This is a genomic window from bacterium (assembly GCA_023382385.1).
Taxonomy (GTDB): Bacteria; Electryoneota; RPQS01; order RPQS01; family RPQS01; genus JABWCQ01.
The window spans coordinates 179,760-201,491 of sequence record JAHDVH010000004.1; the positions used below are offsets into that span (position 1 = coordinate 179,760).

19 protein-coding genes are annotated in these 21,732 nt (G+C 52.4%); 12 read left to right on the forward strand and 7 right to left on the reverse strand.

The window, feature by feature from the left end:
- Positions 1-43 precede the first annotated feature (43 nt).
- The 7 genes from KJZ99_10720 to KJZ99_10750 all read right to left on the reverse strand — a co-directional run bounded on the left by KJZ99_10720 (position 44) and on the right by KJZ99_10750 (position 6,790).
- Entirely contained in the window at positions 44-1,201 is a 1,158-nt protein-coding gene (locus KJZ99_10720; GenBank protein ID MCL4306379.1) for a hypothetical protein, read from the reverse strand.
- 10 nt (positions 1,202-1,211) lie between these two features.
- Complete coding sequence (locus KJZ99_10725; protein MCL4306380.1) at positions 1,212-2,561, reverse strand: NapC/NirT family cytochrome c; 1,350 nt, start codon at positions 2,559-2,561, stop codon at positions 1,212-1,214.
- Positions 2,562-2,771: 210 nt separating this feature from the next.
- On the reverse strand, positions 2,772-3,221 hold the full coding sequence (locus KJZ99_10730) for an Rrf2 family transcriptional regulator (GenBank protein MCL4306381.1): 450 nt from the start codon (positions 3,219-3,221) through the stop codon (positions 2,772-2,774).
- Between the two features lie 93 nt (positions 3,222-3,314).
- Complete coding sequence (locus KJZ99_10735) at positions 3,315-4,070, reverse strand: sulfite exporter TauE/SafE family protein (GenBank protein ID MCL4306382.1); 756 nt, start codon at positions 4,068-4,070, stop codon at positions 3,315-3,317.
- A 4-nt stretch (positions 4,071-4,074) separates the two neighbouring features.
- Entirely contained in the window at positions 4,075-5,289 is a 1,215-nt protein-coding gene (locus KJZ99_10740; GenBank protein MCL4306383.1) for a molybdopterin molybdotransferase MoeA, read from the reverse strand.
- 1 nt (position 5,290) lies between these two features.
- Positions 5,291-6,223: a bifunctional molybdenum cofactor biosynthesis protein MoaC/MoaB gene (gene moaCB, locus KJZ99_10745; GenBank protein MCL4306384.1), complete on the reverse strand. Its 933-nt coding sequence runs from the start codon at positions 6,221-6,223 to the stop codon at positions 5,291-5,293.
- 18 nt (positions 6,224-6,241) lie between these two features.
- On the reverse strand, positions 6,242-6,790 hold the full coding sequence (locus KJZ99_10750) for a molybdenum cofactor guanylyltransferase (GenBank protein MCL4306385.1): 549 nt from the start codon (positions 6,788-6,790) through the stop codon (positions 6,242-6,244).
- A 344-nt stretch (positions 6,791-7,134) separates the two neighbouring features.
- On the opposite strand from KJZ99_10750, the gene KJZ99_10755 reads away from it, so the two are divergent.
- Genes KJZ99_10755 through KJZ99_10810 form a run of 12 tightly spaced genes read left to right on the forward strand, consistent with a single transcriptional unit; the run spans position 7,135 to position 21,712 of the window.
- The gene (locus tag KJZ99_10755) at positions 7,135-7,581 is read left to right on the forward strand and encodes an Rrf2 family transcriptional regulator (GenBank protein MCL4306386.1); all 447 of its coding nucleotides are present in this window, start codon (positions 7,135-7,137) and stop codon (positions 7,579-7,581) included.
- Entirely contained in the window at positions 7,574-8,605 is a 1,032-nt protein-coding gene (moaA, locus tag KJZ99_10760; protein ID MCL4306387.1) for a GTP 3',8-cyclase MoaA, read from the forward strand. The genes KJZ99_10755 and moaA overlap by 8 nt, the downstream gene beginning before the upstream one ends.
- 2 nt (positions 8,606-8,607) lie before the next feature.
- On the forward strand, positions 8,608-9,123 hold the full coding sequence (locus tag KJZ99_10765) for an MOSC domain-containing protein (protein MCL4306388.1): 516 nt from the start codon (positions 8,608-8,610) through the stop codon (positions 9,121-9,123).
- Positions 9,120-9,923 (forward strand): hypothetical protein, encoded by an 804-nt coding sequence (locus KJZ99_10770; GenBank protein MCL4306389.1) that lies wholly within the window; start codon positions 9,120-9,122, stop codon positions 9,921-9,923. The genes KJZ99_10765 and KJZ99_10770 overlap by 4 nt, the downstream gene beginning before the upstream one ends.
- The gene (locus KJZ99_10775; protein ID MCL4306390.1) at positions 9,920-13,543 is read left to right on the forward strand and encodes a nitrate reductase subunit alpha; all 3,624 of its coding nucleotides are present in this window, start codon (positions 9,920-9,922) and stop codon (positions 13,541-13,543) included. Before KJZ99_10770 ends, KJZ99_10775 begins: the two co-directional genes overlap by 4 nt.
- Positions 13,544-13,552: 9 nt before the next feature.
- Positions 13,553-15,046, forward strand: a complete 1,494-nt coding sequence (narH, locus tag KJZ99_10780; protein MCL4306391.1) for a nitrate reductase subunit beta — start codon at positions 13,553-13,555, stop codon at positions 15,044-15,046.
- On the forward strand, positions 15,046-15,582 hold the full coding sequence (locus tag KJZ99_10785) for a molecular chaperone TorD family protein (protein MCL4306392.1): 537 nt from the start codon (positions 15,046-15,048) through the stop codon (positions 15,580-15,582). Before narH ends, KJZ99_10785 begins: the two co-directional genes overlap by 1 nt.
- Entirely contained in the window at positions 15,575-16,891 is a 1,317-nt protein-coding gene (gene narI / locus KJZ99_10790; GenBank protein ID MCL4306393.1) for a respiratory nitrate reductase subunit gamma, read from the forward strand. Before KJZ99_10785 ends, narI begins: the two co-directional genes overlap by 8 nt.
- Positions 16,891-17,988: a cytochrome bc complex cytochrome b subunit gene (locus tag KJZ99_10795; protein MCL4306394.1), complete on the forward strand. Its 1,098-nt coding sequence runs from the start codon at positions 16,891-16,893 to the stop codon at positions 17,986-17,988. Before narI ends, KJZ99_10795 begins: the two co-directional genes overlap by 1 nt.
- Positions 17,989-17,993: 5 nt before the next feature.
- Positions 17,994-18,581, forward strand: coding sequence for a hypothetical protein (locus KJZ99_10800; protein MCL4306395.1), 588 nt, complete (start codon positions 17,994-17,996; stop codon positions 18,579-18,581).
- Positions 18,582-18,602: 21 nt separating this feature from the next.
- Entirely contained in the window at positions 18,603-20,123 is a 1,521-nt protein-coding gene (locus tag KJZ99_10805) for an MFS transporter (GenBank protein MCL4306396.1), read from the forward strand.
- A 23-nt stretch (positions 20,124-20,146) separates the two neighbouring features.
- On the forward strand, positions 20,147-21,712 hold the full coding sequence (locus KJZ99_10810) for a hypothetical protein (protein ID MCL4306397.1): 1,566 nt from the start codon (positions 20,147-20,149) through the stop codon (positions 21,710-21,712).
- Positions 21,713-21,732: the final 20 nt, after the last annotated feature.

Here is a 21,732-nt window from a genome sequence, read left to right on the forward strand (position 1 = left end):
CCTCAACTCATTCACGCTATCCATGCCTTCACATTAGCGAACATCAGAAGGCAGCAATGAAACCCATGACCCCGCGGTGCTCTGTGTTCTCAAGATCATTTGTATAACCCGCAACGAGGCGTATGTTTGTTCTGAGCATGTATCCTGCATCCAACGAGATCGTCCGGTACTGAGTCATCGCCGGGTCGTAGTCAACTTCTACGTGATTGTAGAGCAGAACGCCGTACCACTTGCTCTTGTCACCGCGAGGTGTCCAGATCAGCTCACCAAAACCGCCCTGCATGGTAGATTCTCTGGCGTTCGTGGTGATGAACGGATTCATATCCTTGCGCCACAGATATTGCAGATTCAGTTCAAGCTTGTCCTGATACGCCAAAGTCATGTCGGGACCCGCCATCGTAATTTCGTTTGTGGACGCACGTCCTTCCTTGCCCCAGTATCCGAATGCGCCGATTCGTACACCTTCCGCCGCATCCTGCGTAATGCGCCCGAGGAAGGTTTTGTACTTATCGTCGTCGTAAACGCGGTTCTCGGCAGGCCCGATGCCATTGCCATTCAACACCTCGATGATGACATCGGTCTTGCTTGGCAAACTGTAGGTCAGCATGAGTCCACGATCGTAGGTCAGATTTATGGATGAATTGCCGGGCCGCACGCGATAGGCTTCATAGTCCTCAAAACTCAAGCGCAGCTCCCGCTTGAACAATGGATCAGACGCCTGAAACTGCCCCGCGTAAATATCCAGATCGGAGCCGCCAACATTGTTAAACATCAGAAAGGCATCTTCCACTCCTGCAACTTCGCCGCGCTCGTTGAAGAAGAAGTAAAAGTAGTATGCTACGTCCTTGGTCAGTGCACCGCCCGAGAGGATTTTCAGGATCCACGGTGTGGAGAGATCAAGCTCCTGATCAGTGTCACTACGGTATTGTCCATAACCTTCGAAGCGGAGTGCAAACGGTAAATCGCGTATGAGCGAGAGATCCTTGTCTCCTGTGTCATTGTAGTAGCGTGGTGTTTCTTTGTCCTTGAAGACAAATCCGTCGCCGGCAAACTCATCACCTGCCGCCTTTAGTCGAGGAAACGGTGCGTGACATGTTTTGCAGGACATCGAGTAGGTACGGGCGAACGCGGGAATGGCAAAGGTGTCTGTTGCCGCGAGCAGTATCGCCAGCAGGGTCGCGAGTAAAATGTATGACTTCATGCCCGACTCCTTATCCAATAATCTTGATGCTTGTGCTCTGCTTGTTCACAACGATGATCTCCGTCTCTTCCTTCGGAACCTGCAGGAACTCTGCAACAGGAATCACAAGACGGCAGTAGTTCATCGTTGCAGTGAATGTCAGGGGACCATCCGATACGGAGTCCGGTATCCTGAACGAGAACGTCTCCAGTTTCGTTTCGCGAGGTGCAAACCTGTAATCCACACCAAGGGACTTCGTGTTCCACTGCTGGATGGTCATGCGGCCCTGCGGATCAAAGTAAGGCATACGGAAAATTCGGTCTCCGATGGGAACTCCGTCTCGCTGCACGCCTTTAAAGTTCGGGATGTCGAGTGCAATACCCATGTCCTGATAGGCGAGTATGTCTGCCGCAATTGTATACTCTTCTCCCGCAAATCCTTTCTTGTCCACCGGTATATGGTAGACATTGCCTTTACTGTCGATCGCTTCAACATGCAGCCAGACAATTCTATCTTCTACGGATCCGGTTGGAAACTTATGACCAGTCTTCTGATTAAACAGGGCGATGGTCAGCTTGACCGGATCGCCTGGTTCGGCTTCGGTGATATCGGGATAGATTCGGATTTCGACCGTTCCTTGCACTTTTGTCGGATCATGAGCACCGTGAAACAGATGCAGCCGTGCATCATCATGCACTTTCCCCATGGCGGCTGTCAGCATCGGCGCTTTCGTCATGTGGCAATCCTGACATCGCACGCCTTCTTTGGCGTATGGGCCTTCGCTCCACTCGAGGTGCGTTGACTTCACCCAGATTCCGTAGGGATCCTTTTCGTTGTGGCAGGTTCCACAAAAGGCGGCCTCCGCAAGGAATGCGGACTTGGCAATATCGTGTTCGGGGGATACCCCTTCTGATCGCGGGCCGTATTTGGTTGCGCCGGGATTGACCATGTAATTGAAGTTGAATGGTGTGTCCCCGGCGTGGCCAGTTATTGTGTGACAAATGTCACAACTAACCGATTCATTTGCGCGGCTGCCCTCTTCCGGACGAGGCGGCGGTACATCTCCTGCCAGAAAGGAAAGTGGCGCATGGCATCCATTGCAGCCAGCTTTGACTTCCGCGACAATCGGGTCTTTCTCAGCGTGGGGAACAGCCAGTTTGAAGTATTCAATCTCGTCCCACGGATGGGTATAGCACTGTGACATCATGGCTTGCTCCCATTGACGGTGGATATCGCCATGGCAGGACGTCCCGCAATAAGATGCCTCACCGAAGTCGGAGTACTTGCGCGTCCCGAGGGCCTCTCCACCGGCAGGCGTTGCCGCAAGGAGATTTGCAGTGACAACGACATTTACAAATAAAGCAATAATTATTCTACGCATAGAAACACTCCGTGATTTATGTGAATAATTTCACAAGTATGGGTAACACATAACTGTTTAGCGATTAGGTCTAGGACCTACGCGTACAATAATTTAGCCACGTTCAGAGAGAAAATCAATTCCTGCGAGAGAGACGAGTTGCGGCCCTCAAGCACACCGCGTAGCAATAACTGAACAATCCGACTGCATATGCTCCTGGGACCAGTTCTCTTATAACAATCCGGGGGTATTCTCCAGCAAGCGGCGGCGATGCTCTTCGCGCATTAAGAGCAAATCTGCAATCGATGTAGATGTGAGGAACTGCTCGATCGCGCCCTTGGTCTGCTTCCATCTTTGATGCACACAGCACGCGGTTTCGTCACTGCAGACTCCACAACCTAACAGGCAGTCCTGGGCAAGTGTCAGTCCGTCATACAAGAGGAAGATGTCATTTAGCGAGATTTCTGCGGGACTTCTGGCAAGTGAAAAACCGCCACCCGGTCCTCGCGCGGCCAAGACGATACCGCTTGCAGAAAGCTCTTGAAGCAATTTGGACAGATAAGGAGCGGGGAGATTCTCGCCTCTTGCGATTTCGGTTGCGAGCACGGGGCCTCTTGCCTGGTTCTGCGCAAGATACACGAGAGCGCGTATTGCGTAACTGGTCGGTTTAGAAAAAATCATCGTGGTCGTTCAATTGTTACATTCACGCTACATCCATTGAATAGACAAACCATCACACCGCGCAGGAGGTGACACACCAAAGAAACGTGAAGATCAAAAAGCCGTGTACGCAAGTTTAGCCGCGGCGACCAAAAGCACAAGAGCCAGCATTCGTCTCAGCATCACTCCGCCGAAGTGCTTTGATCCCAGGTGCGATCCTAACAGTCCGCCTGCGAAAGCGGCAGCAATTAACCCGATTGCAGGGCTTACAGTCAAATTACCCGTGATTGCGCGGCCCGCAATTCCCGAGAGAGAATTGACCAAGATGAACAGCGCCGATAATGTGCCGGCCGATTTCACCGTTGTCCAACGAAGCAGAAGAGCGATCGGACTGAGGAATATCCCCCCGCCTACTCCGACGATTCCGGAGATAAGCCCAATGCCCGACCCTGTGCCGGCAAGTACAAAGGGATGCGGCCGAACGAGTTCGTAGCTCTCGGCAGGACGAAGATCTATGATAAGCCGCAACGCAATAGCGAATAACGCGACCGCAAGCAGAAGATTATAGAAAACATTTGCCGAAACCACCGCTCCTCCCATGAATGAAAAGGGTACGGAGGCGAGTACAAGCAGCCAGGAAAAGTTTGGAAGCTTGTGACCATTCCGCCAGAAAGACCAGAATGCAAGCGAGGACACCAGTACATTAAGGACCAGCGCGGTTCCCGACAGCTGCGCGACAGGTAACGAAAACAAGGCCAGAATTGCAAGGTATCCTGATGCGCCGCCATGTCCTACCGAGGAGTAAATAGCCGCGACGAGAAACACCAAAGCGAGCAGCGGAAATGAACTGAGTACTGCCGAGTCAACCATGAATTCAACTCCAGCTTATTGGGAGCACGTCTACCAAGGCTCGTGCTTCTATTGTGCGCGGCTCTCCGTCAAATATGATGAAAGCGTTTGCAGAGACAAGTCCACCAAGCATATGGGATTCTTGACCTGTGCAGGGAGCCACAAATTCGGTATTGCCATCTCGGAAAGTCTTTGCGCGAACGAATTCAGTGCGCGAGGTTCGCTTGCTTATTGAAGTGTTTAGGATTGCTGCATGCGGGGCAATGTGCTCGCTTGCGGCGCCCGACATGAACTTGAGTGCTGGTTTGACGAAGAGCAGATACGTAACCAAAGCTGAGACAGGATTGCCCGGCAAGCCAAACACAGGTTTCCCATTCAAAGTTGCAAAGACCGTCGGCTTCCCCGGTTTGATGCTCACCTTGTCAAATAGAATTGTCCCGCCGAGACTCAATATAGCGGGTTTCACATAATCCAAGTCACCGACCGATGCGCCACCTGAAGTGATAATAACATCACACGAACTAAGAACCTCTTCAATGCGGTTTCTGATTGCTGCTTCATCGTCTGGGCATCGATACACCACGATATGATGAATACCGAGTTCTGATAACGCAGTCATCAGGGCATAGCGATTTGAGTCATAGATCTGTGCGCTGTCAAGCGATTCGCCAAGCTCAACAAGTTCGCTTCCGGTAATGATGAGTGCAACGCGAGGTTTCCTGAACACGGACACTTCCGCAGCACCGAGAGTTGCAGCCAAACCGATTGCCGCGGGTGATAACCTTGTTGCTTTCGACAGGCAAATGTCCCCATATCGAAATTCTTCGCCTGCTCTTCGAACATTCGAATTAGATTTCAAAGGCTGTCTTAAGTGAATTGTTTCTTCTTCAATCGACACATCCTCGATCATGACAACTGCATCGGCACAAGGAGGGAGCATCGCGCCCGTGAATATGCGCAACGCACACCCAGGCTGAACCGGTGCGTCGGGAAAGCTGCCTGTCTTGACCGTGCCGATGACTTTCAGCTTACAGGGGTTTTCCATGTCTGCGTGTGCTGTATCACTGGCAAGCACCGCAAAACCGTCCACGGCGCTATGGTCGAAACGCGGAAGAGGGAACGGTGAGCAAACATCTTGAGCAAGGTAGCGATTGTGCGCCTCTGCGAGCGCAATCACTTCAACCGACAACGTCTGAACGTTTGCACGAATTATTCGTTGCGCTTCTGGAACACTCAGCATGTTACATGTCTTTCACTTTTGGCCGTTCGTGTCCACCACCCCAGATCATTTGAAAAGCATGCAGCATGCCGGGAAACAGAGCATCGAGCGATTCCTGCACGCCTCGCTTTGATCCCGGCAGGTTCACAATCAATGTGTTTCCCCGCAGTCCGGCTCTGGCTCGCGACAACATGGCATACGGGGTTCGCTCCTGTCCGTACGTGCGAATTGCTTCCGGGATACCCGGTACTTCGCGCTCGATGACGTCCTGCATCGCTTCCGGTGTCGTATCTCGAGGGCTGAATCCTGTTCCTCCTGTGGTCATGACAAGATCGACATGATCTTCATCGCAGTATTTCTTGAGAGTATCGGCAATCAGCACCTTATCGTCCGGGACGATTTCATATTTGATAATCTCAAGGCCAAGACTCGAGAGCCGATCGCGGATCAACAACCCGGACGCATCTGACTTCTTGCCGGCCGCAACGGAGTCTGACATGACCAGAACGGCGGCTCTCAGTGGTTCAGAGAACGCATCTCTGAAGTCTGATTTTCCTCCTTGCTTCTTCAGCAGTCTGACACTCAGTAACTCCATGTTGTCATCCAGCATTTTGAGCATGTCGTAAACCGTCAATGCTGCAACAGCGGAAGCCGTCATCGCCTCCATTTCCATTCCGGTGCGGTAGATACCTTTGACTGTAGCAGTCAGCGTTATTCTATCGTCCGCTACGCTATGCTCGATCTTTATGTATTCAATCGGCACTGGATGGCAGAAGGGAATGATTTCCGAAGTCTTCTTTGCCGCCATCACACCGGCGACTCTGGCGACCTCGAGCGGATTCCCTTTCGGGACGGTCCCTGCTTTGATTCGCTCAATGACTTGCGGGGAGACTGTCAAGACTGACTCGGCGACAGCAAACCGAAGTGTCGGGTTTTTTTCTGAAACGTCAATCATGTTAATCCTTCATCTGGGTTAGCGAGAAGAATTTTGAAGTATCCTGTTGATTTCCTCTACGTCGCCTGGGGTGTTGCAGCTACGCAGCCGTGTCCAGCTTTCTGGATCGAGGGCGATAGTTCGGAAGTTTGAGCGCCCAAGTAACTCGCGCAGGGAAGCACGAGGCTGCCGGAGAAGTTGCTCCACGTGTGGGAGAAGAGCTGCGGGATAGAAACCCGGAAGCGGAGCAATGTTTGTTTCATCCTGATCGCAGAAAACGCACGGCTTATCGTCAATCTCAGCATGAAGACGATTGAGCAATTGCGTGGTCAGTAGAGGCTGATCACATGCTGCTACTATATAATAGGAAGCGATACCGCTGCTTAACAAGCTCAAGAGTGCACCAACTGGACCCCGTTCAGGCACTTTGTCGGGGATGATGCGGAGGTCGGGATGACAGGAAATCTCGATTCCTTCCGCATGACCAAGAACACAGCACGGTCCAGCAGTCTGCTTCACGATAGAATAGACGCGCTCAAACATTGTTTCACCTGTACTTAGCCGTGTTCCTGCCTTGGGACTTCCCATTCGAGAGCTCTTTCCGCCAGCCAAAATCGCCGAGGCAATCAGCACATTTGTCTCTGATAAAATCATGTTTGTTATTAAGATACGCGAAGTCTTAAGAACCAACCAAGGACAGTCACGCTACTCCAATATACTGTTGATGCTGTGGACCGATTGGACGTGGAATCTCGTGCGCTTTGAGGCATGATGAGGGGACTCAGGCCACAATAATCGAGCAGTGTTTCGGTGACTTCTTTGGGTAAGTTATTGAAAATAATTATTTAATCTTACTTTCTGGGTCTCTCTGTGGTGCTTGACAACAGGCCCAATATAGTATATATTCGGATAAAAAGATACACTACTCTTTAATGTTATTCTCCCATTCAGCAGCATATGCGGTTCGAGCCCTGATCTGGTTGGCGTGTCAACCCAAGGACAGTCGCTGGCTGGCTACCGATGTTGCCCAAAGGGAAGGTATTCCACAACCATATCTCAGCAAGGTTCTCGGTGTTCTGAAGTCGCATGGATACATTCACTCGACGCGCGGACCACGAGGGGGCTATGTGCTCGCCCAGGATCCTTCAACCATCTCACTCCTGAAGATATCAGAATTGTTTGATTCAGACAAGCGGATGTCCACCTGCGTGCTGGCCTACGGACTATGCGGAGAGTGCGCGCTTTGCCCGCTTGGCGAAATGTGGACCACGACCAAAGCGACGATTCAGAACTTTCTGGAAACGACGACCATCGCCACGCTCGCTCAGCGCAGTCCGCAAAACACGGCGAACGCTCACACACAAATCGGTCATGAATAAACCTTCAGCAGCATATGAATCTCGAGTGAGGTGCGCATCGCAGCTCGTTGACCGGTATGGTCGCGTTCATGACTACCTTCGAATCTCGGTTACCGATCGCTGCAATTTACGCTGTACATATTGTATGCCTGCAGAAGGATTGAAGTGGAAGAAACAGGAGCAGATACTAAGCAACGACGAGATTCTCAGAGTTGCGCGGATCATGGCCGGCATGGGCGTGCGAAAGATCAGGCTGACCGGCGGGGAACCAACCACGAGAAGCGATTTGGAGGACTTGGTCGCGGAATTGGTTCGGGTTGACGGTATCGAAACCGTCGCTCTGACGACGAACGGAGTCCTGTTTGCCCGCAAGGCTCAGCAATTAAAGCAAGCGGGTCTCGGCGGAGTTAACATCAGCCTTGACAGTCTCAACCGGGAGACATTTCAGAAGATCGCGCGCCGAGACGCACTTGGGCAAGTACTGGACTCCATTGATGCTGCGCTGCGCTTAGAGTTCGCCATGGTAAAGGTCAATATGGTCGTGATGGCGGGAATCAACGAGCATGAAATGCTCGACTTCGTTGAGTTGACACGATATCAACCGATAAATGTTCGATTTATCGAGTATATGCCTTTCAAGGGTAACCAATGGGATCCGACGGGAGTTGTGACATACGCCGACATGCGCAAGCGTATCGAAGAACGCTATGATCTGCACGCCATGCCGGAGACATATGCAGCGAACCGCGTCGCCGAGGATTTTGCGATCCCGGGATTTCAGGGCAAAATCAGCTTCATTGCTTCCATGTCACAGAGTTTTTGTGCCACCTGCTCGCGCCTTCGCTTGACCTCGGACGGCGCGCTCAAGGCATGTCTGTTTTTCCCTGCGCAGGTGCAGCTTCGCGATTTGCTTCGTGGAAATGCACCGGACGATCACATTCGAAATGCTATTACACGGGCTGTACAAGCCAAGCCTGCGGGTCATCCCGATCCCACGGAACTTGCGGAGCTGAATGATCTCAGCATGATTGAAATTGGAGGATAAAGATGGCAGACCACATCCATCAGCCAAACGGAAGAACAACAACCGGAAAGATCGTCGCCATTTCGACCAGCACCCGGCGCGGGATTCCCAAATCCAATCGGAATGAAGTTCTGCTGATCGAGAATTGGGGCATGGAGGGCGATGTGCATGCCGGAAACTGGCATCGTCAAATCAGCATTCTTGCAATGGAGAGTGTTCAGAAGATGCGGGACAAAGGGGTTCCTGTCCGCCCAGGCGCGTTTGCTGAGAACTTAACTACAGAGTTCATTGACATTCCCAACTTGACCATCGGGACGCGCGTCATCATTGGAGATACCGAACTCGAAATTACGCAAATCGGCAAAGAGTGTCACCAGAAGTGCGCCATCTTCTATCGAGCGGGTGACTGCGTCATGCCGCGCGAAGGAATCTTTGCGATTGTCAAGCGAGGCGGCGTGATCACCGTAGGCGATGATGTTGTGGTTCATGCGGCAGAGTCAGCCGAAGGGCTTTCCACAGAAGCGAGTGAGGCGGCATGAATCGCTACTTTCTCGTCACTTTCTATGTGACACTCTTCCTCTTTGGAGGGGCTTTCGCACAGTCGCCTGACAGCATCGTTGCTCAAGCAGACTCGGCGCAAGTTGATTCCACTGCCAAACAGGTTGATGCAGTTGCCCTGAGCTATGTGCAGAAGTGCGTGGGTTGCCACACCATCGGCGGAGGGAAGTTAACCGGACCGGACTTGCTTCCGACTCGCGCTTGGCCAAAATCCGAACTTGCAGCCAAAGTAAAACTGATGGAATCGCGAGTCGGGCCGCTTTCACAGCAGGATGTAGATCAGTACGTCGAGTTACTGCAAGACGCTCGTGCGCAAGAGCGAGTAAGCATCGCGCAGGAATTGGCGAGCAAAGCGGTGGCTGCAACGCTTGATCCGGCCTCCGAGCAGATCGGACGGAAGCTGTTCGAAGGTTCAACGCGACTTGCCAATGGCGGCATCGCGTGTATTACTTGTCATCGTGCCGGCGCACAGGGCGGATCGTTTGGTCCCGACTTGACTGCTTTACAGACGCGCATGGGCAAGGTCGCCATGACTTCAGCTATTCAGCAGTCGCAGTTTCTGGTCATGTCGGGAACCTATAAGAATCGACCGATTACCGCGCAAGAGGCCGTTCACCTGGCTGAATACTTGTCCTCCCCCGATATGATGCCGCAGACGAGCCTGGAGGATCGAGCACCGATGCTGGGCACAGTGATCGGAGTCTTGGGGTTATTGACCGTTGTCGGACTTTACAGAAAACGCTCGCGCAATCGCATATCGCGCCAACGAGGTATAGCATGAGTTGGATTACAGATCTCTTTGATCCCAAGCAGCGGGAGTGGGAAGACTTCTACCGCAATCGGTGGTCTTACGACAAAATAATACGTAGCACGCACGGTGTAAACTGCACGGGTGGTTGCAGCTGGAATATCTACGTCAAGAACGGCATCGTCACGTGGGAAATGCAAGCACTCGACTATCCTATCATAGACAAGGATATTCCTCCCTACGAACCGCGCGGCTGCCAGCGCGGAATTTCCTATTCATGGTATATCTACAGTCCGATTCGCGTCAAGTATCCGTACGTTCGCGGAGCGTTGATCGACCTGTGGAGAGCGGCGAAACAGCAGTTTCCCGACGATCCCGTCGCCGCATGGAACTCTATTGTCTCAAATCCGGAATCACGCGCACGCTATCACTCAGCGCGAGGAAAAGGCGGACTGCGTAGATTCAGCTGGGACGAAGCACTCGAGATTCTCGCGGCGGCGAATATTCACACGGTGATGAAACACGGCCCGGACCGGATTGCAGGGTTCTCGCCGATACCTGCGATGTCCATGGTAAGTTATGCGGCAGGTGCGCGGTTCATGCAGCTGATGGGTGGTGTATCGCTCTCGTTCTACGATTGGTACTGTGACCTGCCGCCGGCGTCTCCAGAAATTTGGGGCGAACAAACGGACGTCGCGGAAAGCGCCGATTGGTTCAAATCGAACTTCATCGCAGTCGTCGGCTCGAACGTCCTGATGACTCGCACGCCGGATGCTCATTTCCTTGTGGAAGCGCGGCATCGCGGTGCAAAAGTTGTCGTCTTTTCGCCGGACTTCTCAATGGTGTCCAAGGTTTCAGATGAGTGGGTTCCCATTCATCAAGGGCAGGACTCCGCATTCTGGATGGCGGTCGGACATACGATTCTGCGGGAATTTTACGTCGAACGATCCGTCCCGTTCTTTATTGATTACCAGAAGCAGTATACTGACGGGCCGATGCTGGTTGAACTGCACAAGCAGAATGACGGAAGTTTCAAACCCGGTCAGTATCTGCGAGCCTCTCAAGTCACCGAAACGAAGAGCATTGAGAATTCCGAATGGAAGTTCTTCATGCTTGATTCTACTACTGGAGAATTGCGACTTCCACAGGGTACGATTGGTCATCGCTGGCAATCCCAGAAGGGACAGTGGAATCTGAAACTGGAAGATGAGAGAACCGGCAGGCCTTTTGATCCGCTCTTAACGCTCGACCCGAAGGCGGACAAGATGGTGAACGTTTCCCTTCCGGAGTTTTCCTCTGAGCAAGGCGACCGCTGGGTCAGTGCTCAGGTTCCCGTGAGGAAGATAAACACCGCAGAGGGTGACGTTTATGTCACCACGGCGTTTGAATTGATGATCGCAAGATACGGTGTCAGCCGCGATGCGACGAACCCTGCGCCTTATGACGAGCCGGATCACGCTTATACTCCCGCATGGCAAGAGAAATTTACTGGTGTCTCCGGAGATGTTGTGTTGAGGTTTGCCCGCGAGTGGGCCACAACTGCCGAGAAGAGCGGCGGCAAGTGCAGTGTCATTATTGGAGCAGGCGTCAATCACTGGTATCATAACAATCTGATCTACCGTTCCATTATTTCAAGTCTCATGCTTTGTGGCTGTGTTGGTAAGAATGGCGGCGGGTTGAATCACTACGTGGGTCAGGAGAAGCTTGTTCCTCAGACTTCGTGGGCACCGATCGCGTTCGGGACGGATTGGTCTGTGCCGCCGCGACTGCAGAACACTCCATCATTCCACTACGTCAACTCCGATCAATGGCGATACGATCCCAAGTTTGACGATATTTGTCCGGTCGCCGATCGCTCGCACTCCATGGCGCACGGCCACACGATTGACAAGCAGGTGCAAGCGGTGCGTGCGGGGTGGCTGCCCTCGTATCCGCAGTTCGATCAATCTTCTTTAGACGTCGCACGTGATGCGCGGGCGGCAGGCGCGACGGATGAAGCTTCAATCGTTAAGGCGGTAGTTGAAAGACTGAAATCGAGAAAGCTGAAGTTCGCAGTTGAAGACCCCGACTCGCCAAAGTGTTTCCCAAGAGTGTTTTACATCTGGCGCGGGAACGCACTTCTTTCTTCCGCGAAGGGTCACGAGTATTTTCTCAAGCATTATCTGGGGACTCACACCAATCTGATCGCGAAGGAACAGGCGAAAGAGCACGTTGAGGATGTCACCTGGCATGACAAAATTGAGCTTGGAAAGATGGACCTTGTGGTGGATCTTAACTACCGCATGGACTCTTCGGCTCTGTACTCTGATATCATTTTGCCGGCCGCGACCTACTACGAGAAGAATGATCTGAACTCGACGGATATGCACAGTTTCATTCATCCGCTTCAGGCTGCGGTGCCTCCCTGCTGGGAGTCGAAGAATGACTGGGATATTTTCCGTGAAGTGGCAAGGGCGACCTCAAAGCTTGCTGAGCGATACCTTCCGGATCCGATCGAGGATGTCGTCACGGCACCGCTTGCGCATGACACTCCGGCTGAAATTGCTCAACCTTTTGTCAAGGATTGGTCAAAAGGTGAATGTGAGGCGATTCCGGGGAAGACGATGCCGATTATTAAAGTCGTCAAGCGCGATTACAAGAACGTCTTTAATCGGTTTATCAGCCTCGGTCCGAATTTCCGGAAGGGCCTTGGCATGCACGGCATCCAGTTCGAAGTGGCCGATTTGTATGACGCCTACATGGAGAATAACCCGACGGAAAAGTGGGACGGTGGCATCTATCCGTCGTTGCGGGAGGATGTATTGGTCTGTGAGGCCATTCTGAATTTCGCTCCGGAAACAAACGGAGAGCTTGCATACCGTTCCTACAAATCCGAGGCAGTGAACACGGGCATAGACCATTCCCACGCTGCGGAGCGGACGCGCTCAGTTCGAACGACTTTCGAAGACATTGCGGCTCAACCGCGACGCATTCTGACTACGCCTTTTTGGAGTGGAGTGACAAGCGACAACCGAACATACTCGGCGTACTGTCAGAACGTCGAAGGTCTCGTTCCATGGCGGACATTGAGTGGACGCCAGCACTACTATCTCGATCATGAGACGTACATTGCGTATGGCGAAAATCTTCCGACTTACAAGCCGCGTCCTGTCCGAGAAATTCTTGGGGACTTGACAATGTCGAAGCCGGCCGGCGGGACGTTGGTGTTGAACTATCTCACTCCGCACGGAAAGTGGTCCATTCACTCCACTTACGGCGACACGCTAAGAATGAGAACGTTGAGCCGAGGTCATGATCCTATTTGGATCAACGACAAAGACGCTTTGCTGTTGGGTGTGGAAGACAACGACTGGGTTGAGATCTACAACGACCACGGCGTGGTCTGTACCTGCGCAAACGTGAGCGCGCGCATTCCCCGCGGAATGTGCTTCATCTATCATTCGCCAGAGCGCACATTAGGCATACCGAAATCGCCTGAGCGGGGAAACCGTCGCGCCGGGGGGCATAACAGCCTGACGAGGGCACGGCTGAAGCCGCTCTTCATGATCGGCGGTTACGGGCAGTTTACATACGCATTCAATTACTGGGGACCTCCCGGTGTGAACCGCGACACTTTTGTTGCCGTTAAGAAACTTGACAAAGTAATCTGGTAGAGGTGATCAATGGATATTCGCGCACAGGTTTCCATGGTGTTTCACCTCGACAAATGCATCGGTTGCCATACATGCAGCATTGCCTGCAAGAATGTTTGGACGGATCGTCCCGGTGCCGAGTACATGTGGTGGAACAATGTTGAAACTAAACCCGGGACGGGATTCCCGCATCGCTGGGAGGACCAGGAACGTTATAAAGGCGGTTGGAAACTAACGGCCGACAAGAAACTCGAACTCAAGTCCCAGTCGAAGTTGGGAGGGTTGTTCAAACTCTTTTACAATCCGAACCAACCGGGATTAGAGGACTATTACGAGCCATGGACGTACGAATACGAGAATCTCTTCGACGCACCCGAGTCCGATGATCAGCCAACGGCAAAGCCGATTTCACAGATCACGGGCGAGGAAATGCGAATCGAAGCAGGACCGAACTGGGATGACGATTTATCAGGTTCTCCGATGTATGCGGCGAATGATGTTAATTACGACCAGCTTACGCCTGATGAACGGCAGCAGCTGTTCGAGATTCAGCGTGTCGCCTTCATGTATCTCCCGCGCATTTGCAACCATTGTGCGAATCCAAGCTGCGTGGCATCATGTCCCTCCGGGGCACTTTATAAGCGCGGCGAGGATGGAATTGTCCTGATTAATCAGGATGTCTGTCGTGGATGGCGTGCGTGTGTCTCGGCCTGTCCGTACAAGAAGATCTACTACAATTGGGTAACGGGAAAATCCGAGAAGTGCATACTCTGTTACCCCCGGCTTGAGACCGGCCAGGCACCGGCATGCTTTCACTCCTGCGTCGGGCGGATTCGCTACCTCGGTGTGCTGCTTTATGATGCGGATAGAATCGAGGCGTCCATGCGCACGGCAGATCCGTTACTCGTTGAAGCGCAGCGCGACGTGATCTGTGACCCGAATGATGAAACGGTAATCGCCGCGGCCCGCGCAAACGGGATCAGTGACGAGATGCTTGAGGCCGCCCGCAAGTCGCCGGTTTACAAGTATGTCGTGCAATGGAAGCTGGCCCTGCCGCTACACATTGAGTATCGAACGATGCCAATGCTCTTCTATGTTCCGCCGCTGCTGCCCGTAATGGGGAAGGACGGTGACCAGCCCTATGATCACGCGGAGGACACATTCTTTACGTCGCTTGACAAGGCACGCCTGTCCATCAAGTATCTGGCGAGTCTTTTTAGCGCCGGTAATGAAGCGATTGTCACCGCTTCTCTGAAGAAGCTTATGGCAGTTCGTTACTATAAGCGGATGCAGGAAGTCGGAGATGTACTGGACGATCGCGTGCGGAGAATCATGAGGGAGGCCGGAACGACCCCAGAGGAAGCGGAGGAGATCTACTTACTTACGGCAGTGCCCACTGTTCATAAGCGATACGTTCTACCCCCGTTGCAACGCGAGGAGGCCATTGGCTCATTGTGTGAGGTTCAGGATTGCAAGGGAAGCTGCGGGTTTGGAAAACCCACCGGCGCGGATCGGAGCATGTGATGAGGAACCAACACCTCGAACGCACGTGCCAAGATCTCGCGCTTATCTTAAGCTATCCCGAGAGTGATTACTTATCCGCTCTCGATGAGATGATTCAGTCTAACATCAACAGGAAGGCGCGCAAGTCGCTGCAGGAGTTTCGTCGCGCCATAGTCGGCATAAACACGCATGATCTGCAGGATCTCTACACGCGAACGTTTGATCTCAATCCCATGTGTTCACCTGCGCTTAGCGTTCACCTCTTCGGCGTGGAGAGTTTCAAACGCTCACATCTTATGGTCGGGCTTCTGGATATGTATCGAGATGCGCACTTTCCCAGCAGAGGTGAGTCTGCGGACCATATGAGCACCGTTATTCGGTTCCTGCCGTTTACTTCAGAGGAAGAGCGCAGGGACATACTTATGATGATACTCGTGCCCGGGCTTACCAAGATAGCAGACTTTTTGGAATCTAAAGACAATCCGTTCGCCCATGCGATAAAGGCGGCAATCGCAGTGTTGAACTTGGAGACCGGTAAGGAGGCAACTTATGCTTGAATTGTTTGCATTTGTCGGACTGCCATACGCCGCAATCGTGGTTTGCGTGGTTGGGGTTGTCTGGAGGTTTCGCAATGATCGGTACGGAATCTCATCACTATCTTCGCAATTCCTCGAGAGCAAAAAACTCTTATGGGGTTCCGCGCCATGGCATATCGGGATTCTCGTTATCTTTCTTGGTCACCTTGTCGCATTCCTGATCCCCGGCATGTGGCAAAGACTAATGGCCGTTCCCACCCTGCTTATCATTGTGGAGACGATCGGGATAGCGGCGACAGTGCTTTGCCTGTTTGGCCTGGTAGTGCTCCTCTATCGACGGCTGACGTCTGGTCGCCTGCAAAAAGGCACGCGTTTCGGAGATTTCGCGGTCACGCTGTTGCTCCTGACACAAGTCGGTTTGGGCCTGATGGTCGCGGGCGGCTACCGTTGGGGTGCGAGTTGGTCAACAGGCACGTTGACGCCGTACGTGTGGAGCCTTATCACCCTTAATCCCGATACTTCGGTTATCCGCGACATGCCCATTGTGATTCAAGCACATGTTGTCGGCGCATGGCTAATTCTGCTGGTTCTCCCGTTCACCCGTCTGATTCATATGGTGTCGGTTCCGCTTCAGTATCTGTTCCGATCTCCGCAGAAAGTGGTCTGGAACAACCCGCGCCGAAACACTGCGGCTGTCGCGGCGCGCGTGACTCAGGAGTCACGGCGACACTTTGTCAAAGCAGCGTTGGGGCTGAGTGCGGCAGGACTCCTGCTTTCAGCGGGTGTTCTTGACAAACTTGGACGATTCTTCCAAATGCCGGGACTGCATCACGATGAAGAGGCTAACCTGCTTGAAGCGCGTTTGCGTCGTCTGCAGTTGACCGCCGAAGAGAAGGAGCTTGAACTTGAGCGGATGCGAAGTGATCACATTTTTGTGGCCAAACTTTCAGAGCTAAACAACACCGTAGGGAAATACTTTATCGACTACTCGATGCGCCCGGGACTTGCCTTCCGCTCAGAGGACGGTTGGCCCATGCTGCTGTCCGCCAAGTGCACACACCTCGGATGCACTGTCGGAAATCAAGTTGACGCGAGCGGCCGTATCCTGTGCCCTTGCCACGTTTCATACTTTGATATCAAGACCGGAATGCCCAACCCGGGTGCACCTGCAAAGGCGCCGCTCGACCGCATCGCCTGGGTTGTTCGCGATGAGCTTGGCAATGACATCGCAACTGAGAGTCCGCGCGGATCCCGCACCGGCCGAATTGATCCGGAACTTGCAGATGGCTATTCACTTTACATTGTCCGATCCTTGTCGGCGGAGGCATAATGAAGCGGCCCGTCGTCAAATCTGTATTTGATTTCTTAGCATCGAGGTTGCCTTTTGACAAGCTCGACGTCCGTCACATGATCACCGAGAAGGAGGTCCCGGTTCACCGGATGTCCTGGGGGTATTATGTCGGCGGACTAGCTCTTTTCTTCTTCATCATTCAAGTATTCACAGGTGTGATGCTGCTGTTCTACTACGAACCGACAGTTAGTGAGGCGCATGAATCTGTCGAATACATAACGCACTTCGTGACCATGGGCGGACTCATTCGCAATCTGCATGCATGGTCCGCATCGTTCATGATCTTCTGCGTCATCACTCACATGTTGACGGCTTTGGCGATGAAGGCGTTTGCCAAGCCGCGAGAACTCACCTGGATTGCCGGTGTGCTTCTGCTTTTGATTACGTTCGGATTCGGGTTTACCGGATACTTGCTGCCGTGGAATCAAATAGCGGTCAATGCAACAAAGGTCGGACTGGCCTCAATCGACCAAATCGGGCAATACCTGCCCGCAGCGCTGTCGCATCTTGCTGAGGATGTGAGGGTGACGATTCAAGGCGCACCGGCCATTGGTCAAGCAACTTTAAGCAGATTCTTTGCACTGCATGTCGTCATACTTCCGTTGCTCATTTTTGCGGTGCTCGGACTCCATATCCTATCCGTTCAGTTGCACGGGATGAGTCCCGGCATTGAAGGGAAGCCGCGCCGCAAGGAGAAGTTCTTTCCGTTCTTCATTCTGAAGGATTTCAAGGAATGGGGCATCGCATTTCTTGTGGTGTTCATCTTAGCATTGTGCCTTCCTTTTGATTCGCTGTTTCCCTACCCCCTGCTCGAACCGTACAATGCGCTTGGCTCAACACCGGACGGAATTAAACCGGAATGGTATTTCTATTTTGTCTACTATCCAATGGAGCTGTTGCCGTTCTGGGTGATCATTGTTGTGATGACGATTGCCACGCTGGGTCTATTCGCAGCTCCGTGGATATTCCGAGGAACAAGCCACAAAACCATGAGGTGGATTGCATCAGCTATCGCGATGTACATGATTGTCATGACTTTGTTCGGGGAACACATTTACCTTGCCATCAAAGGATGATACGTATGAAGACTATCATTCTCTTACTAGCTTTGGTCGCGATTGCGAGCAGCGCATTTGCCTACCCGGAGTTTCAAAGATTCTCGCAGATGAATTCCGGTCGTCCGATCAATTGCGCAATGTGTCATACGAACGGTGACGGGCCAGAAGGAGCTTCGCGCGGTCAGATAGGAAGTCTAACTCCCGATGAACTCAACCGATTGAATGCAGCACGCGGGGCCTTCGCGCCGGGAATCGCAGTTGAAAGTCCAATTTTGAATAGATTCGGCAATGAGATTATAACGAAGATGGGAAAGACAAAGTTCCTTGAATTGCGCGCTCATCCGGAGTTGTTGGCGGAAGTGTATGGATTTCAGAGCGATCTGGATAATGATGGAATTCCGGATGCACAAGAATACTTAGAAGGGACGCATCCGCTTAATAAGGTACACGGAAATCCACTTCGACTGTTTCTCCACAACTTAAAAACATACAAGCTTCACGTCATATTAATCATACTTGCTACAGTTGCCGGATTCTATGGATTTAGTCATTTGCTGCACGGCCTTGCCGCAAGCGCCACGACCGAGACACGAGATGACAGAGTATCTTAGTCGCATTCAAGAGGTGTAACCGTGCAGAATCGTAGAATCGCCATTCAGGTTCTCATCCTGAATACGTTGGCATTCACCATCTGCTTCGCCGGATGGATGATGAACGGAGTTCTCATCACCTATCTTGTGGACAACGATATCTTCGTTTGGGACAAAGCACAGATGGGATGGTTGATCGGAATTCCCGTGTTGACCGGGTCGTTGATGCGCCTGCCGGTCGGAGTGCTTACCGACAAATACGGCGGACGAAGAGTATACACAATCCTTATGCTCATTTCCGCGATTCCGATGTTCATGACCGGAGCCGCAAATGAATACTATCAGTTTGTCTTCGCAAGTCTGGGTTTCGGACTCACCGGCGCCGCGTTCGCGGTCGGGATCGCGTATACGTCCGTATGGTTTCCAAAAGAGCGACAAGGAACAGCTCTGGGTATATTTGGAGTCGGCAATGCAGGAGCAGCTTTGACCAGCATGGGTGCGCCGATCCTGTTGAAATGGCTGACTGACAACGGATCGCACATTGACGGCTGGCGCATGCTCCCGAAGATTTATGCCGCAGCACTAGTTGTCATGGCCATTATCTTCTACTTTATGACCTACGAGAAGAAGGTCGAACACTCGGCGGGTTTTACTCTAAGGCAAAGACTTGAGCCGCTAAAGTATGTCAGAGTGTGGAGGTTTGGACTTTACTATTTTCTAGTCTTTGGCGCCTTCGTCGCTCTCGCGCAATGGCTCGTCCCTTATTACGTGAATGTCTACACAATGAGTGTGGCTTCGGCGGGCTTAATGGCGTCGATCTTCAGTCTGCCGTCCGGAGTGATTCGCGCTCTCGGCGGTTGGATGTCCGACAAATTTGGAGCGAGACGCGTCATGTACTGGGTCTTGGGTTCGTGTCTGGTCGGTTGCGCGCTGCTCTGCGTTCCACGGATGGACATTGAATCCCCCGGCTCCGGTGTGACGGCGCTTCGTGCAGGCACCGTCACCTTCGTCTCTGACACATTAATCCGAGTGGATCAGCGAGAATACAAAGTTCGACCGGAACCGGCGGCCTGGCGCAAGAACCAAGACAACACGTTTCTGGTCTTTCCTTCCGGCGAATTCTGGCATGAACCAGCGGTTACAGTTGGAGAGAAAGTTGTCAAGAAGCAACTACTCGCCCGAGGCATCACCCATCTCTACTTTCAGGCGAACATCTGGATATTCACATTTCTGGTGTTTGTCGTGGGTATCATGATGGGAATCGGCAAAGCAGCGGTTTATCGCCATATCCCTGACTATTATCCCGATCAGATCGGTGTGGTGGGTGGTATCGTGGGCGTCGTCGGGGGTTTAGGCGGATTCTTCTGTCCGATTTTGTTTGGCTACATGCTGAAGTGGACAGGTCTTTGGACAACCTCGTGGATGTTCCTCGCGGTTCTTTCATTCGTCTGCCTGATCTGGATGCACTATGTCGTTCAGAAGATGATGCATAAGAAGGCTCCCGTCCTGATGCGACACATTGAAGACAGGATTGATCATCCCGTCGAAACCCAACGTTCCTGAACCGTACTTACCATGAGACAATAATGGCAAAAACACTAACATACTGGAACGTCGAGGACGACGCCTTTTGGCAAGGCGAAGGAAGGCGAACTGCTTATCGTAATCTCTGGATATCGATTCCGTGCTTGCTGTGCGGCTTCGCAGTCTGGATGTATTGGTCCATTGTTACGACGAAGATGCAGGAACTTGGGTTTCAATTCGACCCAGACCCGGCCAAGAACAAGGCCATGCTGTACACACTAATCTCGATTGCGGGACTGACCGGCGCGACGCTGCGGATTCCGAACTCTTTCTTCGTAGCATTAAGCGGCGGTCGAAATGTCATAGCGGCGACAACAGCGCTGCTCATCCTGCCCGCCCTCGGCTTGGGTTTGGCATTGCGCGAACCGGGAACTTCATATTCGACCTTCGTAATTTTATCCGCTCTGTCCGGTATCGGCGGCGGAGCATTCGCGTCATCCATGTCGAATATCAGCTTGTTCTTCCCCAAGCGCATACAGGGCACGGCATTAGGACTGAATGCCGGATTGGGAAACCTCGGGGTAAGCGTCATGCAGGTTCTCTTGCCATTTGTAATGACGTTCGGGATGTTCGGTGCAGCAGGGGGCGAAGCCTGGAAAACCGCCGTTGCCGCAGGAGCACAGCCAGTCGGAACTTTGGTTTGGATTCAGAACAGCGGATTTGTTTGGGTTCCAATCCTCGGAGTCCTCACCATCCTTGCGTGGGTACTGATGAACAATCTTGCCGTCCATAATGTCGGATCAACGCCAGCCGCCATCTCAAAGATGCTCTATCTCTCGCTGCTGGGCTACGCCGGAGCCGCATTAGGATTATATCTTCTTGTCGCGCTCAAAGTGAACATGTGGATCGTGCTTCCAATAACCATCATCGTAACGCTTATCCTAATTCGATATCTTTCACCTGCAAAGATTCGTCAGAATCTCAGTAACCAATTTGCCATATTCAAGGTGAAGCACAATTGGGTCATGACATGGCTCTATGTGATGACTTTCGGATCATTCATCGGCTACTCTGCGGCATTTCCCAAGCTCATACAGGATGTTTTTGGTTTTCTACCTGATGGAAGTGCGAATCCCAACGCACCTAATCCGTTTGCCTACGCCTGGCTTGGTCCGCTGGTCGGCTCTTTAATCAGACCAGTCGGCGGATGGCTCTCTGACAAGTTTGGTGGCGCACGCGTGACACATTGGGACACCATACTTATGATTCTTGCAGCGCTCGGCGTCGCCTATAATATTGAAGCAGCGAGCAACTCGCCAACGCCGGAAGCGTACTTCGTACCTTTTCTGCTCCTATTCTTGCTTTTGTTCATCACGACAGGGATCGGAAACGGGTCGACGTTCAGAATGATCCCAATCATCTTTGATGCGAAGCACGCGGGTCCGGTCCTCGGGTGGACATCTGCAATCGCCGCCTACGGTGCATTCATCATTCCTAAGGTGTTCGGAACGCAAATTCAAGCGGGGCATCCCGAGTACGCCTTATACGGATTTGCACTCTACTACGTAAGCTGTCTCGCGGTGAACTGGTGGTTCTACGCGCGGAAGGGTGCAGAGATTAAGTGTTAGTTCAGCATCAGTCACACAAA